Below are 15938 nucleotides of genomic sequence, written 5' to 3'. Positions count from 1 at the left end.
CATTCTATTTTTTCCTAGCTATCGCTTTTTGCGCAGCAGCAACAATATCGGCTGGGTCTAATTTGTATTTCGTCATTAATTGATCTGGCGTTGCACTTTCGCCAAAACTATCATCAACAGCTACAAATTCTTGCGGAGCCAAATAAGTTGTGGTTAAGAAACGTGCAACACTCTCGCCTAAACCACCAAATTTATTGTGCTCTTCGCAAGTTACAATACATCCAGTCTTTTGTACCGACTTTAAGATGGCTTCTTCGTCCAAAGGTTTAATGGTGTGGATATTTATAATTTCAGCATCGATACCTAGTTTCTCTAATTCCTCGCCAGCTTGTATGGCTCTCCATACCATGTGGCCAGTTGCAACAATGGTTACGTCTTTACCTTCGTTTACCATCCAGGCTTTACCAATTTCAAATTTTTGATCTTCTGGCGTAAATACAGGAATTACCGGGCGACCGAAACGTAGGTAAACTGGCCCTTCGTAATCCATAATGGCTAGGGTAGCAGCTTTGGTTTGGTTGTAATCGCAAGGGTTAATAACCACCATTCCTGGCAGCATTTTCATTAAACCTATATCTTCTAAGATTTGGTGGGTTGCTCCATCTTCTCCCAAAGTTAAACCGGCGTGAGAAGCACAAATTTTTACATTTTTGCCTGAGTAAGCGATTGACTGGCGGATTTGATCGTAAACTCTGCCTGTAGAAAAGTTAGCAAAAGTACCTGTAAAAGGAATTTTACCGCCAATGGTTAAGCCGGCTGCAATGCCCATCATGTTTGCTTCAGCAATTCCAATTTGAAAGAAACGCTCAGGGAAATCCTTAATAAAAGCATCCATTTTTAATGAACCTACTAAGTCTGCACAAAGCGCAACTACATTTTCGTTTCTTTTACCTGCTTCATGCAAGCCTGCCCCAAAACCAGAGCGAGTATCTTTTTTATCTGTGTAAGTGTATTTTTTCATTTTTCGTGAGACATGAGACATGAGATGCTAGATGTGAGACAGGTATTTCAGTCTTAAATCTTTTTTCTCAAAATCTCTTTGTTGTTATATATGATATGCGATTTTAAAAGTTTCTCAAATCTCATATCTAAATTCTCGAATCTAATTAATAATCCCCAGCTGTTTCTTTAATTTGGCCTAGTGCGCTTTCTAATTGTGCATCATTAGGTGCCGAGCCATGCCATTTGTGGGTGCCAACCATAAAATCTACACCATAACCCATTTGTGTGCTCATTAGATTTAAGATAGGTTTGCCTTTTCCTGTTAGCGATTTTGCATAGTGTAAAGCTTTTACAATTCCTTCCATGTCGTTACCATCAGAAGTAATTACATGCCAACCAAAAGCTTCAAATTTGGCTTGTAAATTTTCTAAAGAAAGTACCTTTTCGGTAGGGCCATCAATTTGTTGACCATTGTAATCTATCGAGGCAATGATGTTATCTACTTTGTTATGAGGGGCAAACATGAAAGCTTCCCAGTTTTGGCCTTCTTGTAGCTCGCCATCGCCTAATAAAGCATAAACTAAAGAATGATCTCCGTTTATTTTTTTGGCTAGGGCAGCACCAATAGCTACAGATAGTCCTTGCCCCAAAGAGCCTGATGCAATACGTACGCCTGGCAAATGTTCGTGTGTGGTTGGGTGTCCTTGAAGCCTAGAATCTAGTTTTCTAAAAGTGCTCAGTTCGCTAACTTCGAAATAACCTGCTCTTGCTAGTACACTATACCAAACTGGAGAAATATGTCCGTTAGATAAGAAGAAGAGATCTTCGTTCTTGCCGTCCATGTCAAACTCTGGGTTGTGGTTCATTACTTCGAAATATAGTGCTGTGAAAAAATCTGCGCAGCCTAGCGAAGCGCCAGGGTGTCCAGATTGTACAGCATGTACCATGCGCAGGATATCTCTTCTTACTTGCGAAGCGATATCTTCTAGTTCACTGATTGTATGTTTCATCTAAAAAATATAATTATATGTAATGTAACAAAGTTAAGCTAAATATCCATTTGTAAGCCATTTGTATATCACTTTTTATCATTATGGGAAATAAATTGAAAATGTAGTTTTCCACATTTTTTTGATTTTCGATAAAAAAAATGTTAATAAGTTTGCTTTCTTGAAAATAATACTCTTATTTTGAGTATGTAATTACCCAAAAATTACCAATCAAACGCTTGCCGCTTATGAAATTCTTTACGTTTTTAACATTTTTGTTAGCCTCTTTTTGCACGGCTATTTACGCCCAAAATGGTGCAATAGGTATTGGAACCGAAAACCCAAATCCAAAATCAATTTTAGATGTTTATTCTACCGAAAAAGGCCTTTTGATCCCTAGATTAAGCCTTTCGCAACGCGATGCTTTACAACTTGACGGTTTCGCTAATTCGGCCATTAATGGCTTGCTAATCTACAATACTTCTTCCAATAAGTTTAACGTTTGGAATTTGAATAAATGGGATGAGTTATCTACAACTACAGGTATTAAAGGTGACAAGGGCGATAAAGGAGATGTTGGGGCTGCTGGCCCACAAGGTGCCAAAGGCGACAAGGGCGATAAAGGAGATGTTGGAGCCACTGGACTTCAAGGTCCGCAAGGCGCAAAAGGAGACAAGGGAGATAAAGGAGATGTCGGCGCTATTGGACTTCAAGGTCCGCAAGGTGCAAAAGGAGACAAGGGCGATAGAGGAACAGATGGTGCAACTGGTGCGCAAGGACCTAAAGGAGATACTGGTTTAACGGGGTTAAATGGTGCTGTTTGGTCTAATGGAAATCTTAATCCTCCGGTTGCTGCTTCAGAACCCGCAGGAGCAAAAGATGGAGATTACTACCTAAACAACAATAACGGCAAAGTTTTTATCAGAAATAATGGTGTGTGGCAAGAAACAGCCAACTTAACAACTGGTGTGGTTGGTCCTGTTGGCCCGGCTGGTGCACAGTGGTATAATGGTACGCTTAATCCGCCGAGTAGTGTTAACGAGCCTAGTGGCGTTAAAGAAGGAGATCTTTACTTAAATAACAGTACCGGAGATGTTTTTAGGAGGAGTGCTAGTGGTACTTGGAGTTTGGTAGCTAATTTAACCACAGGGATTGTTGGACCTCAGGGTGTACAAGGGCCTGCAGGGCCTGTGGGCGCTACTGGTGCAACTGGTCCTCAGGGTGCAGTTGGAGCTACTGGTCCACAAGGTGCCAAAGGCGATAAAGGAGATGTAGGTGCGGCTGGCCCTCAGGGCGCAGCTGGAGCTACCGGCCCACAAGGTGCCAAAGGCGACAAAGGAGATGTAGGTGCAGTTGGTCCTCAGGGAGCGGTTGGCGCTACCGGTCCACAAGGTGCCAAAGGCGATAAGGGCGACAAAGGGGATGTAGGTACAGCTGGTCCTCAGGGCGCAGCTGGAGCTACCGGCCCACAAGGTGCCAAAGGCGATAAGGGCGACAAAGGCGATGTAGGTGCAGCTGGTCCTCAGGGCGCAGTTGGAGCTACTGGTCCACAAGGTGCCAAAGGCGATAAGGGCGACAAAGGCGATGTAGGTGCAGCTGGTCCTCAGGGGGCAGCTGGAGCTACTGGTCCACAAGGTGCCAAAGGCGATAAAGGCGACAAAGGAGATGTAGGTGCGGCTGGTCCTCAGGGAGCGGTTGGTGCTACCGGTCCTCAGGGAGCAAAAGGCGATAAAGGAGACAAAGGAGATGTAGGTGCGGCTGGTCCTCAGGGCGCAGTTGGGGCTACTGGTCCACAAGGTGCCAAAGGCGATAAGGGCGACAAAGGAGATGTAGGTGCGGCTGGTCCTCAGGGCGCAGCTGGAGCTACTGGTCCACAAGGTGCCAAAGGCGATAAGGGCGACAAAGGAGATTTAGGGCCTCAAGGCTTACAAGGAGATCCGGGCGAGCAGGGGCCTGTGGGGCCTGCGGGCCCATCAGGAACGGCAGCTGCTTGGATGCGTACGGGTAACGGCGCTGGTTTTACTGGAGGTACCACTAATCCTGGAGTAAATAATGATTTTGTTGGTACTACAGATGCTAAAGAGCTTATCATTGCTTCAAATAGGAACGAAGGAATTAGAGTGGGTACAGATGGGAGGGTAAGAATTGGTCTTAACGGCTCTTATATAACTTCGATTTCAAAAGCATCAATAATTGCAGATTTACCTGCTATTGCCGCAAAAGCATCTTATAAGCAAAATTTTACGCTTACTGGAGTAGGTACAAATGCCAGTGTGGCTATTTCGTCAAGTATAGAACTGCCAGATGGCCTACTCATTGCTTACGCCAGGGTAGTTTCGGCCAATACAATTGAGGTTAAATTTATCAACGTAAGTGACCTTGCTATTAATCTTCCTTCGGCTACTTTTCATATTAGCGCAATACAATAATGGTTAAAAAGCCAACATATTTTGTTTTTGTTGTTGCCTTAGTTTTTTTTGGGAACATTAAAGTTTTTGCTCAAATCTCTAATACCGGAGCAAAGCTATTTCTTGATCATAACGCCATATTGTATGTATCTGGTAACTACTTGCATAAAGATGGCCAGGTGTTAAATCATGGTAAAATGACAGTTTTAGGCGACTGGAATTCTAATAATCGAGTTTTCGAAGACGCCTCTACAGGTACGGTAGTTTTCAATAGCAGTTCAGGATATTTAACTGGTACGGCAACTTTTCCAAATCTCATTTTTAAAGGCAACGGAAGCTATTATTTAAAAGGCACTTTTAATGCCAAGCTATCGCTTGATATCGAAGATGCAGAAATCATGGCGAGCACAGAAGAAGCTTTGACCTTGCTAAACCCAGATCCAAACGCTTTGGTTCGAAGTGCAGGGTACATCAATACCGAAAATCTTGATGGTTCCTTTGTGCGTTATATGAACACTAATGATGAGTACCTTTATCCTTTAGGTACCAAAAGCTTAAAAAGGTTTGTTAAGTTAAAACCACAAAATACAGGCCTAGCTGCTTTCGCTGTTTCGTTTATTGATAAAGATCCAAATACTGGTGGCTTTAATAGGGCAAGTAAAGCAAAATCGGTTGCCGAAATTAATGATATATATTATCACAAAATTAAGCGTTTAAGTGGTGCCAATGCAGTAGATGCAGCTTTTCTAATTCCGCTTTCAGAAAAATACCAGAATTTGGTTACTTGGGTTAAGAGTGCACAATGGGATAGGGCGCTTTCTTCAACCAGTCCTGACAAGTCTGCTCTAGCACCGTATTTAGCACAAACCATACTTCATAAAAATGCCGATTTACCTTTGGGTAGCGATATAGGCTTTGCTTTGGCTGAAACAACCAATGCTGGTCCATTTGAGTTTTACAATGCTTTTTCGCCAGATGGCGATGGCAAAAACGACACTTGGGAAATTAAAAATATCGATACTTTTCCAGATAATGACTTGAAAATATTTGATCGGTCGGGCAATTTAGTCTACCGCATGAGCGGTTACAACTCAACAAAATATTGGGATGGACAAAATGTAGCCTCTGGTACTTATATCTACATTTTAAGAGTTAAAATAGATGGGCAAGATCAGCATTTCAAAGGGTCGATAACGATGGTTAAAAAATAGCGAGATGAAAAGATTTTTACTTCAGCTTTTAATTGTTGTTTCTCCTCTTTTAGCCAAGTCGCAAAATGAGATCACCTATAGCCAGTACATGTTTAACAACTTATTGGTTAACCCAGCCTATGCCGGATACAAAGAAGATATCAATGTAAACCTGCTTAGTCGTAACCAGTGGGTGGGCATAAAAGGCGCCCCAACCACACAATCTTTAATAGCTGATGGTGCATTTTTCCATAATAAGAATGTTGGTTTGGGCTTAACCGTATTAAACGATAGGATTGGTATACAGGGGCAAACGGCAATCATGGCAAATTATGCTTATCGCTTGCCAGTTGGCCAACAGGGTAGGTTAAGCTTTGGAGTTGGTGTGGGGGCGGTGCAGTTCTCGTTAAATAGCGATAAGGCAATTATAGGAGATCAAACGGATATCAATTTTATCGGTACTCAAAATTACCTCTCGCCAGATGCCAAGTTGGGTATTCATTATAGTGATGATGTTTTCTACGCCGGCTTATCTGCAAATAACCTTTTAACAACGGCACTAAATAAGAATAATGAACGTGCCGCATTTGTGATCTTGCCGCCTGTTCACATGTTCTTAACATTTGGTGCTATTTTAAATGTTAATGAAGATATCAAAATGAAACCCTCCCTAATGCTACGTGATGACCCTCAAAGTATGGGTAATTTCGATATAAACGCATCTTTTTTATTTAAAGATGTGCTTTGGTTGGGAGGCTCTTACAGGATGGGTGTGGATATGTGGAAAAAAACTAACAGTTTAAATGCAACTTTTCAACAAAATTCGCTTGTCGGTTTAGTTGAGGTTTTTGTTGCAAAACAGTTTAGGATTGGATATGCTTACGACTACAGTTTGTCTGATCTAAATTCTTACTCGTCTGGAAGCCATGAAATTTCATTGGGCTTTACGCTTGGTAATAAAAACTATAGAAACAATGCTTTAACTACTCCGCGCTACTTTTAACGCCGAGTTATATGATATTTAGAAAGTTTTTTAGAGTTTTAGCAGTTTTTCTTGTTATTTATTTTGTCCCTTCGGTACTTTTTTCTGATGACATCAAAGAAGCCGATAAGCTTTACAGGCAGCTCGATTACAAGTACGCACTAGAGATTTACGAAAAGATAATGAGGGAAAGTCCGAGTTTGGACGTAGCTCAGAAAATTGCTAATTGCTATAGATTTATTAACAACACCGAGGCTGCTGAAATTTGGTATAAGAAAACCTTGGGCTATCCAGAAGCATCATCAGATAATTATAAATTTTTAGCTGATGCGTTGAAACAAAATGGAAAGTTTGAGGAAGCTGTGGCAAACTACAAGATTTGGGGCGAAAAAAATCCGGCGTTAGCTAGCGAAGCCACTAAGCAAGCCAACATTTGCGAAGTAGCTAAAACTTGGACCGAAAACCCTGATATCGGCGCCTTGGTACAAAACGAAACAGGCTTTAACTCCGAAAACTCAGATTTTAGCCCAGTTCAATTTGGTAGCGATGTTTTGCTAATTTCTGACAGGTGGCAAAAAGATAAAAAAGGCGAAGATACTTACGGATGGACAGGAAATCCTTATCTAAAAATCTATAGTGCTAATGCCGCTAAACAGGTAAGTATTTTAAAGGGGTCTATTAATACTGGGTTTCATAGTGGGCCTTTGGCTGTTTACCCAAGTTTAGATACGCTAATTTTTACCAGAGCAGTTTTGCCAGCTAAAAAATCTAAATTAGGAGAAGTTGGCAAGCAATATTTGTTGATGGCCGTTAAAAAAGATGGAGAATGGATTGCCAAAGATAAACTCGCATTTAACTCCGAAGGCCTTTTCTCTGTTCAGCATCCGGCTTTGTCTCCAAATGGCAAGATTTTATATTTTGCTTCTGATATGCCTGGTGGCTTAGGTGGTATGGATTTGTATTTCAGTGAAAAATTGCCCAACGGTAGTTGGACACAGCCGCAAAATTGTGGCGATCAAATCAATACGCCGCAAGATGATGTTTTCCCTACGGTAAGAGCAGATGGTAAGTTTTATTTTGCTTCTAAAGGGCACATTGGCATGGGTGGCTTAGATATTTTCTCTGCCGTGGGCGAAAAAAATAAGTTTGCCGAGGTAGAAAATCTACGTGCTCCACTAAATTCTCCGAAAGATGATTTTGGTATTATGTTTAATGCGAACCATAAAACGGGCTATCTTTCCAGCAATAGAAATGGTGGCGTAGGTTTAGATGATATTTATAGGTTTACCACAGGAATTAAAGCCGAACCAAAACCCCAGCAGGTTTTTGCCGTAAATGGCTTAGTGGTAGAGAAAGATACCAAACAACCTATAAGTGGTTTAGAGGTACTGCTCATTAATAAAAATACAAGCGCAGAAACTAAAGTGCTTTCTGATAGTGAAGGCAAATTTAGTTTTAGTTTAGAAAAAGAAACAGATTACCTTGTTAAAGGAAATCCGCTACAGTATTTCACTAGCCAATCTGGAGAAATCTCTACCAAAGGAGCAAATCAATCTACTATTTATGATATTAGGTTCGAACTAGAACGTGCTAAGGATGTATTTACGGTTAAGTTGAATAATATTTTCTACGATTTCAATAAGTGGAATATTAGAAAGGATGCTTTTGCCGATTTAAAGAAAGTGAGCGAATTTATGAGCAATATGCCAAACGTTAATATGGAATTGGTAGCTCATACCGATGCCAGAGGAACGGCAGCTTATAACCAGCAGCTTTCGGAAAAAGAGCAGAAAGTGCTTTAAACTACTTAACTAAGAAAGGTGTGGCGGCCGAACGCTTACGAGCAATTGGAAAAGGCGAAACAGAGTTGTTAAACGAATGCAGCGATGGTGTAAAATGTACTGCAGGGCAGCATCAGTTAAACAGACGAACAGAGTTCAAGATTGTAAAAGTTAACCCAGTAATGGCGATGAATTAATAACTAATAAGCTTCATGAAAATTATAAAATCCTTCTCGATAAACTCGTGAAGGATTTTTTTGACGGTTTATTATCAACTTACGAAGTTTTTAAAACTTCGTAAGTTGATATGTTCCTGTAAATTAATTAGCCCAGCAACTCTAATACCTGCGCTGTAGCGTTTTTAGTATCTACTTTCTTAATGATGTGGGCAATATTTCCTTCTTCGTCTATCACAAAAGTAGCTCGGTTGGTGCCCATATACTTTTTGCCGTACATATTTTTTTCGGCCCAAACACCATAAGCTTCAACAATTTGCTTGTCTGTATCAGCCAACAAAGTAAAAGGCAAGCTATGCTTGTTAATAAACTTCTGGTGCGATTTCTCGTCATCAACGCTTACTCCTAAAACCTCGATGCCTTTGGCTTGCAAACCCTGATAGTTATCTCTAAAATCGCAAGCTTCGGCCGTGCAGCCAGGTGTATCATCCTTTGGGTAAAAATACAACACCACTTTTTTGCCTTTAAACTGGTTTAATGTAACGGTATTCCCATTTTGGTCTTTTGCTGAAAATTCGGGGGCTTTACCACCTTCTTGTAATGTACTCATTGATTTAACTGTTTAAAAAGGTTAATTGGTTAACTGTATCGATTAACCGATTGTTCGATTAAGCGATTAAACATTAATTATCTGTAAAACTCTATTGCGTATCTTTTGGTATTTTCTTTCATGTCTATAACAAGTAACTCAAACGTATGCTTGCCAGTGCTCGTTCTTTCGTCAAAAGTATGCCACAGGTTTGCTGTTTTGGCATCAAATTCCATCAGTACCCATTTGCCGTCAATATAGCCATTAAAACTCTTAATTCCAGATAGTCCATCGCTAATTCTAAAACTCATTTTGCTAATACCTGCCATGTTTTTGCCGTTGGCTATATTTAAAGGAACGATATTGGGTGCTATGGTATCTATAGCAATAAAGAAACTGCCGAAAGTACGAGGTTTGGTCTTTACCCAGCCGTTTTCAAAATATCCGCCTTGCGAAGAACGATTGCTGTTCACGATTAAAGCTTTGCTCTGGTGTTTGGTAATGGTGCTGTCTGCTTTAATCCAAAGTTCAAAGCCAGTATGTAGCGGCGTAAAATTGTTGTGTATGTGATGAATTTCTGAAAATGCGTTTTGTTGCGGCTTAGCTGTTTTCTTATAGATAAAGTTTAAATCGTTATAGAGCGTGCCTTTAGGTAAAATTACCTTCACGTCGTCTTGGCTAAACTCATTTTGTTTGTTGTAGGCAAAGCTTGTTCCTAAAGGTAGTTCTGGTGTGTTGATGTTAGCCTTTGCATCGGCCAAAACGTTAAAAGCCAAGGTGCTTTTATTGCCTCTCGCATCACTAATGGTATATTTAACTGAGTGGGTTTTTCCATCGTTAAAAGTAACGCGTCCGCTGTTAACTAAATTGAAGTAGATGTTTAGAGGATTTCCGGGATCAACAAAGCTTTTCTGGATACTTTGCTTGGTGCGTAGATACGTTGGATAATCGATGTGCGAGTTAATGGCCTTGCTGTTATCGAAAGTAAACCGCTCTAAAGCTGATGTATAAACAATATTGCCGTCTACAGCTAACTCAATTGCATAAGCGCCATTATTTCCCGAAGCGCCGTTGTGCCTATCGTTTACAACTATTCCAAAGCCTACTTCTCCGTTGAGGTTAATGGTGCTCACTTGGTTTAATTTGTAGTTTCCTTTACTTCCTGCTACTTGGAAATACTGTTTCGGCGTAAATTCATTAAATGGTTTGCCGTTAAGCCTGTAAACATACATGGCATGTATAACAGGAGGAATATTGTCTGGAATGCTAATACCTAATAATTGTGGGTTAATGGTAGCCTCGGTTTTGCTATCGCGAATTTCGAAGTGTAAATGTGGGCCGCCAGAACTCCCAGTGTTGCCTGTGTAGGCAATTACTTCGCCTTTTCTTACGGGGATAAGATCTGGAGAAGGAAACTCGTCAATTTCATAAGAAGTTTTTTTGTATTGGATGTTTTTTACTATTTGTGCAATTTTTGGGTTAAACCTCGATAAGTGACCATAAACTGTAGTATAACCATTTGGGTGGTTGATGTACAATGCTAAACCGAAACCACTGTTCTGTACTCTTAATCTAGAAATAAAGCCATCAGCAGGTGCATAAACGGGATAACCAATGCGTTGGTTGGTTCTAAAATCTATACCAGAATGAAAATGGTTTGATCTTAGTTCTCCAAAAGACCCTGCCAAAGCAGGCGGTTCAATATCCAACGGCGAACTGAAGTTTGTAAGGGGGTAAATATGGTTGCTATAAGTTTGCTGCGCTATGAGTTGGTTTGAGCTAAAAACAGATAAAATGAGTGAAACGTAGGTAATGTAATTGCGCATTATTTTATTTTATTTCAAAATTAAGTAGTTGTTTATCTTCTAACCAAGCCTCTAATCTATCGCCAGCATTTACTTTGCCAACACCTTCTGGTGTGCCTGTAAAAATCAAATCTCCTTTTTTTAAGGTAATGTACTGTGATACAAAAGAAATAATTTTTTCAAACGAGAATAACAGATTGGCAGTATGGCCATTTTGTTTGCTTTCGCCGTTTTTCTTTAACTCAAAATGTAAATCGTACATGTCTTTGTAGTCGCTTTTCGGTAAAAAATGGCTAATCACAGCAGAGTTGTCGAAAGCTTTTGCTAATTCCCAAGGTAAGCCTTTCTCTTTATGTTCTGCTTGGATGTCTCTGGCCGTAAAATCAATTCCTAATCCAATTTCTTCGTAATAATTAGAAGCAAATTTCTCGGCAATATGTTTGCCTTCTTTGCAAATTTTAAGCACAACTTCTAGCTCGTAATGTACATCGTTAGAAAAATCTGGCAAGTAAAATGGTTTGTTATCTTTTAGAACAGCCGTATCGGGCTTTAAAAAAATAATAGGTTTAGTAGGTATAGCGTTGTTTAGTTCTGCGGCGTGTGCAGCGTAATTTCTGCCAATTGCAATGATTTTCATGCTGCAAAAATAAGGTTTATTTGCTTAACTGCTATCTACGATTAAACAGTTCAACAGTTTTACGATTAACCAATTTTAAAGTACAGATATTTTTCTGATTACAGGTTCGCCACCAGCCACAATGCGTAGAAAATAAATGCCAGCATTAAGTTTTGCCGGTACGTTATAGGTTTTGGTATGTTCTCCGTGCTGTATGCGTTCGTTGGCAAGTGTTACCACTTCATTGCCCAGCAAATCTGTTATTTTAATGGAAAGACTGGTTTCTTTTTCTAAACGAAGGTTAATGTTTAGTTGCTCTACTACTGGGTTTGGATAGATTTTGAGAACCGTTAATGTTTTGCCACCTTTTTCTTTTACGTCAGGCTTAATGTGCGCAGCTGTAGATGAGTAGATGTTGTAAGAAGGCTTGTAAGGCTGTACACTTCCTTTAATTATCGGAATTCTACTAAATGCTTTGGCTTTTGGCCTTACAGAAAATTTAGAAGTATCTGCTTTTTGGGCAAAAATAGACGAACAAGAAAGCAACAACATCACTATGAGGTATGCTGCATTTTTGTTGAGCGCTATTTTAACTCTTTTTATTTTCATCTATTGTTGCACAAAAATATAAATATTTAAACAAACAAATCAAACATAAAATGATGTGGTTTTATTATTTAACAATATTTAACAGGATTTTAGCTTGCCAAATAGATTTTATGTTTCGACAAAAAAATAGCTTTTACTACTAAATAAGTTGTTATCCTAATTATTTATTTAATTTTGCGTCAAATTTTTACTAAGTGTCAAGTCATAAAAACGTAAATGCCCTTACTGCCGGAGGGCTGTTGGTAACACTAGGGATAGTGTTTGGTGATATCGGTACATCACCTCTTTATACTTTAAAAGCGATTTTTAAATCTGTAGTAGATTCTGGCCAGCCAATTAGTCCAGATTTGGTGTTAGGTGCGCTTTCTTGTATCATTTGGACTTTAACCCTACAAACCACTATCAAATATGTAGTAATTACCTTACGAGCTGATAATAAAGGCGAGGGAGGGATTTTTTCGCTTTATTCTCTAGTTCGCAAAAAAGCCAAGTGGCTGGTAGTGCCCGCTGTTATAGGCGGTGCTGCGCTTTTGGCCGATGGTATGATTACGCCTAGTATTACCGTAACCTCTGCAATTGAGGGGCTTAAGCTGAAATTTCCCGACGTGCAAGTAATACCAATTGTAATTTCTATTATCGCATTGTTATTTATCATTCAGCAGTTCGGTACCAATTTGGTTGGTAAATTATTCGGCCCCATTATGTTGTTGTGGTTTTCTGTGCTTGGGGTGGTGGGACTATTACAGGTATTGCACGATCCGTGGATTTTTAAAGCCTTAAATCCTTATTACGCAGCGCATTTATTAATAACCAATCCAAGTGCGCTCCTTATTTTAGGTGGTGTTTTTCTTTGTACCACCGGGGCCGAGGCTTTGTATAGCGATTTAGGCCATTGTGGCAAAAGGAATATCCGCATCAGCTGGATTTTTGTAAAATCTATGCTCATCTTGAATTATTTAGGTCAAGGTGTTTGGGTATTAAAGAATGCGCAAGGGTATAATCCTCATGATCCTTTGTCTAATCCATTTTTTAAATTGGTACCAGAAGATATGGTGTTGTACTTGGTTATCTTAGCTACTACCGCCGCAGTTATCGCATCTCAGGCTATGATTTCGGGTTCGTTTACCCTAATATCCGAAGCCGTTCGTTTGAATTTGTGGCCAAAGGTTCGTATCAATTATCCAAGTGTGCAAAAAGGACAATTATATGTGCCTTCTATTAACTGGTTGCTTTGCGTAGGTTGTATCATCATTGTTTTGGTGTTCCAAAAGTCCGACAATATGGAGGGTGCTTACGGCTTAGCTATTAACCTAACCTTTTTAATGACCACCATTTTGGTAGCAGTTTTTATGCTTCGCAAAAAGTTTCCTATGTATCTAATTGTGCTTTTTGTAGTGGTTTACATGGGTATTGAACTCGCTTTCTTGGTAGGTAACATGGCCAAATTTATTCATGGTGGTTGGGTAACGTTGCTTATTAGCTTGGTGCTGTTAAGCATCATGTGGACTTGGTATGCGTCTCGTAAAATCAAAAATAGGTTTGTTAAGTATGTAGAGATTGAAGACTACTACGATATTATAAATGAATTAAGTAATGATGTTTCAGTGCCTAAATTCTCTTCGCAATTGGTGTATTTAACCAGTGCCAATTTTAAAACCGAAATAGAGTCTAAAATCATTTACTCTATTATACAAAAGGAGCCAAAAAGGGCTGATGTTTACTGGTTAGTACACGTAGATGTAGTAGACGAGCCTTATACAATGGATTATAAAGTAGAGTTTTTGATACCTGGAAAACTAATTAGAATTGATTTTAAACTAGGTTTTAGGATAGAACAACGTATCAATTTGCTTTACCGCAAAGTGGTAGAAGAGCTAGTTAAAAACGGAGAGGTGGACATTACAAGTCAATATACTTCGTTAAATAAACACAAAATTACTGGCGATTTTAGGTTTGTACTGCTAGAAAAAACACTGAGTAGGTTTACCAATTTAAGTTTTTACGAAGAAACAATTATGGATTACTACATGTTGCTTAAAAAAATGAGTTTATCTGAAGTAACCAGTTTTGGTTTAGATTCGAGTTATGTAGATGTGGAGAAAGTGCCGTTGATTTTTGTAAGCCCAGATGATATTGAATTAAATAGATTGCCGGTGTAAGAGTAGTCAGGCACTAGGGGTCAGGTATCAATAAGAATTGACAGCATAGAAGAGAAATATCTCCTTAGATCTGCGGTGTCTTAAATTAGCGAAATCAGCGGGAATTAATCTTAAGGCTATCAGCTATAAACTATAAACCTTTATACCTACCTGCTCTTCAAATAAGCATCAACCAAAAAGCAAATAGCAAATACCACTGAGGCATAACCATTGGTGGTAGCAAATGCTCTATCCACTTTACTGATGTCATTGGGTTTTACCAAACGATGTTGATAAACTAGCATAGCACAGAAAAATACAACGCCAGCATAATATGGCCAGCCAAAATCCATGAAATAGATTGGAGCAATAACGCAGGCTGCGGATAAAATGTGAAGGAATGAAGACAGGTGCAACGCATTCTTCCTCCCTAAAGCAGATGGGATAGAATGAAGTTTCTCAGAACGGTCAAATTCTTCGTCTTGTAGGGCATAAATGATATCGAAGCCACTTACCCAAAATAAAACAGCAAAAGAATATAATACTGGTACGATGTTAAATTGACCAGTTACAGCAATGTACGCTCCAATAGGAGCAAGCCCTAATCCAAGTCCTAAAACTAAATGGCACAAGGCTGTAAAGCGCTTGGTGTAACTATAAAATAGCACCACAAAAATGGCAATGGGCGATAAATAGAAACAAAGCGGATTAATGAAATAAGTAGTTGCTATAAAAAGTGCACAGTTTGCTATCACAAAAGTTAAAGCTTCCTTTGCAGAAATTTTACCGGCAGGTATATCTCTTGTCACTGTTCTAGGGTTTTTCGCATCGATATCCCGATCTAAATATCTGTTAAAAGCCATTGCTGCGTTACGAGCAAACACCATACAAAGCACTACCGCCAACAGTAAATACCAATTGAAGGGGTTGGTAGTAGTGGTTACGCCTAAGAAAAAACCAATAAAGGCAAAAGGCATGGCAAATATAGAGTGGGCAAATAATACGAGCGAAAAATACTTTTTCATTGAAATAGGGTGTAATACAATAACTGGGCGCTAATAAAATTTACTTGTCTGGGTTACTGGCAGCGTAAAATTTCGGATCAATCACAGGTTTCACAAAGTCCTCATTCACTTCCTGTACAAACTGTAAAACATCTTCTCTGCCCTGACCTTTTTCTGCTGAAGTAACAAAAAAAGGAGGTAGTTCTTCAAACCAGCCTAGCAAAGTCTTGTTAAATTTAGCCACATTTTGGTCGGTTTTTGGTCCCGATTGTTTATCGGCTTTAGTGTAAACCAGCGCAAAAGGAATTTGGCATTCGCCCAACCAAGAGCAAAACTCTAAGTCAATTTTTTGAGGTTCCAACCTACTATCAATAAGTACAAAAACACACTGCAGGTTTTCTCTTTTAGTGATGTAAGCCCGAATAAATTTTTCCCATTTCTCTCTGCTGCTTTTAGATACCCTTGCATAGCCATAACCCGGTAAATCTACGATGTACCATTTTTCATTAACCAAAAAGTGATTAATTAGCTGGGTTTTACCTGGCTTTTGAGAGGTTTTAGCTAATCCTTGTTGGTTTACTAACATATTGATTAACGAAGACTTGCCTACATTAGAACGCCCAATAAAAGCATACTCGGGCATGTCTGGTAATGGCAAAGCCGATACTTTGGTGTTGCTAACTACAAAGGTTGCAGATTTAATGATCAT

The 15938-nt window shown here is 39.4% G+C and carries 14 protein-coding genes; 6 read left to right on the top strand and 8 right to left on the bottom strand.

Going from position 1 to position 15938, the window contains the following annotated elements; genetic code table 11:
- Nucleotides 1-4 precede the first annotated feature (4 nt).
- Nucleotides 5-961, bottom strand: coding sequence for a transketolase family protein (locus tag OVA16_RS19765; protein ID WP_267762753.1), 957 nt, complete (start codon nt 959-961; stop codon nt 5-7).
- A gap of 145 nt (nt 962-1106) precedes the next feature.
- Nucleotides 1107-1952: a transketolase gene (locus tag OVA16_RS19760; RefSeq protein ID WP_267762751.1), complete on the bottom strand. Its 846-nt coding sequence runs from the start codon at nt 1950-1952 to the stop codon at nt 1107-1109.
- A gap of 227 nt (nt 1953-2179) precedes the next feature.
- On the opposite strand from OVA16_RS19760, the gene OVA16_RS19755 reads away from it, so the two are divergent.
- Genes OVA16_RS19755 through OVA16_RS19735 form a run of 5 tightly spaced genes read left to right on the top strand, consistent with a single transcriptional unit; the run spans nt 2180 to nt 8489 of the window.
- The gene (locus OVA16_RS19755) at nt 2180-4360 is read left to right on the top strand and encodes a hypothetical protein (RefSeq protein WP_267762750.1); all 2181 of its coding nucleotides are present in this window, start codon (nt 2180-2182) and stop codon (nt 4358-4360) included.
- The gene (locus OVA16_RS19750; RefSeq protein ID WP_267762748.1) at nt 4360-5550 is read left to right on the top strand and encodes a gliding motility-associated C-terminal domain-containing protein; all 1191 of its coding nucleotides are present in this window, start codon (nt 4360-4362) and stop codon (nt 5548-5550) included. The genes OVA16_RS19755 and OVA16_RS19750 overlap by 1 nt, the downstream gene beginning before the upstream one ends.
- 4 nt (nt 5551-5554) lie before the next feature.
- Nucleotides 5555-6532 (top strand): type IX secretion system membrane protein PorP/SprF, encoded by a 978-nt coding sequence (locus OVA16_RS19745; RefSeq protein WP_267762747.1) that lies wholly within the window; start codon nt 5555-5557, stop codon nt 6530-6532.
- An 11-nt stretch (nt 6533-6543) separates the two neighbouring features.
- Entirely contained in the window at nt 6544-8313 is a 1770-nt protein-coding gene (locus tag OVA16_RS19740; protein WP_267762745.1) for a flagellar motor protein MotB, read from the top strand.
- Between the two features lie 20 nt (nt 8314-8333).
- A complete protein-coding gene (locus OVA16_RS19735; protein WP_267762743.1) occupies nt 8334-8489 on the top strand; it encodes a hypothetical protein in 156 nt (51 codons plus the stop codon).
- A 127-nt stretch (nt 8490-8616) separates the two neighbouring features.
- Here the strand turns inward: OVA16_RS19735 and bcp are convergent, their stop codons facing one another.
- The 4 genes from bcp to OVA16_RS19715 all read right to left on the bottom strand — a co-directional run bounded on the left by bcp (nt 8617) and on the right by OVA16_RS19715 (nt 12087).
- On the bottom strand, nt 8617-9078 hold the full coding sequence (gene bcp / locus OVA16_RS19730) for a thioredoxin-dependent thiol peroxidase (protein WP_267762741.1): 462 nt from the start codon (nt 9076-9078) through the stop codon (nt 8617-8619).
- A gap of 77 nt (nt 9079-9155) precedes the next feature.
- The gene (locus OVA16_RS19725; protein WP_267762740.1) at nt 9156-10883 is read right to left on the bottom strand and encodes a M23 family metallopeptidase; all 1728 of its coding nucleotides are present in this window, start codon (nt 10881-10883) and stop codon (nt 9156-9158) included.
- A 4-nt stretch (nt 10884-10887) separates the two neighbouring features.
- Nucleotides 10888-11499, bottom strand: coding sequence for a fumarylacetoacetate hydrolase family protein (locus tag OVA16_RS19720; RefSeq protein WP_267762738.1), 612 nt, complete (start codon nt 11497-11499; stop codon nt 10888-10890).
- A 75-nt stretch (nt 11500-11574) separates the two neighbouring features.
- A complete protein-coding gene (locus OVA16_RS19715) occupies nt 11575-12087 on the bottom strand; it encodes a T9SS type A sorting domain-containing protein (RefSeq protein WP_267762736.1) in 513 nt (170 codons plus the stop codon).
- Nucleotides 12088-12281: 194 nt separating this feature from the next.
- Here OVA16_RS19715 and OVA16_RS19710 point away from each other — a divergent pair, with 194 nt between their 5' ends.
- A complete protein-coding gene (locus OVA16_RS19710; protein ID WP_267762734.1) occupies nt 12282-14246 on the top strand; it encodes a KUP/HAK/KT family potassium transporter in 1965 nt (654 codons plus the stop codon).
- Between the two features lie 146 nt (nt 14247-14392).
- Here OVA16_RS19710 and OVA16_RS19705 read toward each other — a convergent pair whose 3' ends face one another.
- Both OVA16_RS19705 and yihA read right to left on the bottom strand, forming a co-directional pair.
- Nucleotides 14393-15250 (bottom strand): UbiA-like polyprenyltransferase, encoded by an 858-nt coding sequence (locus tag OVA16_RS19705; RefSeq protein WP_267762732.1) that lies wholly within the window; start codon nt 15248-15250, stop codon nt 14393-14395.
- A gap of 40 nt (nt 15251-15290) precedes the next feature.
- Nucleotides 15291-15938, bottom strand: a complete 648-nt coding sequence (gene yihA, locus OVA16_RS19700; protein WP_267762730.1) for a ribosome biogenesis GTP-binding protein YihA/YsxC — start codon at nt 15936-15938, stop codon at nt 15291-15293.

It is taken from the genome of Pedobacter sp. SL55 (genome assembly GCF_026625705.1).
GTDB lineage: Bacteria > Bacteroidota > Bacteroidia > Sphingobacteriales > Sphingobacteriaceae > Pedobacter.
Note: the sequence above shows the minus strand (reverse complement) of the source record. Positions and strands in the feature narration are given on the sequence as shown.

Coding starts and splice junctions, on each gene's coding strand:
- OVA16_RS19715 (WP_267762736.1), bottom strand. CDS start 12,087: ATGAAAATAAAAAGAGTTAAAATAGCGCTCAACAAAAATGCAGCATAC.
- OVA16_RS19755 (WP_267762750.1), top strand. CDS start 2,180: ATGAAATTCTTTACGTTTTTAACATTTTTGTTAGCCTCTTTTTGCACG.
- OVA16_RS19705 (WP_267762732.1), bottom strand. CDS start 15,250: ATGAAAAAGTATTTTTCGCTCGTATTATTTGCCCACTCTATATTTGCC.
- OVA16_RS19740 (WP_267762745.1), top strand. CDS start 6,544: ATGATATTTAGAAAGTTTTTTAGAGTTTTAGCAGTTTTTCTTGTTATT.
- OVA16_RS19765 (WP_267762753.1), bottom strand. CDS start 961: ATGAAAAAATACACTTACACAGATAAAAAAGATACTCGCTCTGGTTTT.
- bcp (WP_267762741.1), bottom strand. CDS start 9,078: ATGAGTACATTACAAGAAGGTGGTAAAGCCCCCGAATTTTCAGCAAAA.
- yihA (WP_267762730.1), bottom strand. CDS start 15,938: ATGATCATTAAATCTGCAACCTTTGTAGTTAGCAACACCAAAGTATCG.
- OVA16_RS19720 (WP_267762738.1), bottom strand. CDS start 11,499: ATGAAAATCATTGCAATTGGCAGAAATTACGCTGCACACGCCGCAGAA.
- OVA16_RS19750 (WP_267762748.1), top strand. CDS start 4,360: ATGGTTAAAAAGCCAACATATTTTGTTTTTGTTGTTGCCTTAGTTTTT.
- OVA16_RS19745 (WP_267762747.1), top strand. CDS start 5,555: ATGAAAAGATTTTTACTTCAGCTTTTAATTGTTGTTTCTCCTCTTTTA.
- OVA16_RS19760 (WP_267762751.1), bottom strand. CDS start 1,952: ATGAAACATACAATCAGTGAACTAGAAGATATCGCTTCGCAAGTAAGA.
- OVA16_RS19725 (WP_267762740.1), bottom strand. CDS start 10,883: ATGCGCAATTACATTACCTACGTTTCACTCATTTTATCTGTTTTTAGC.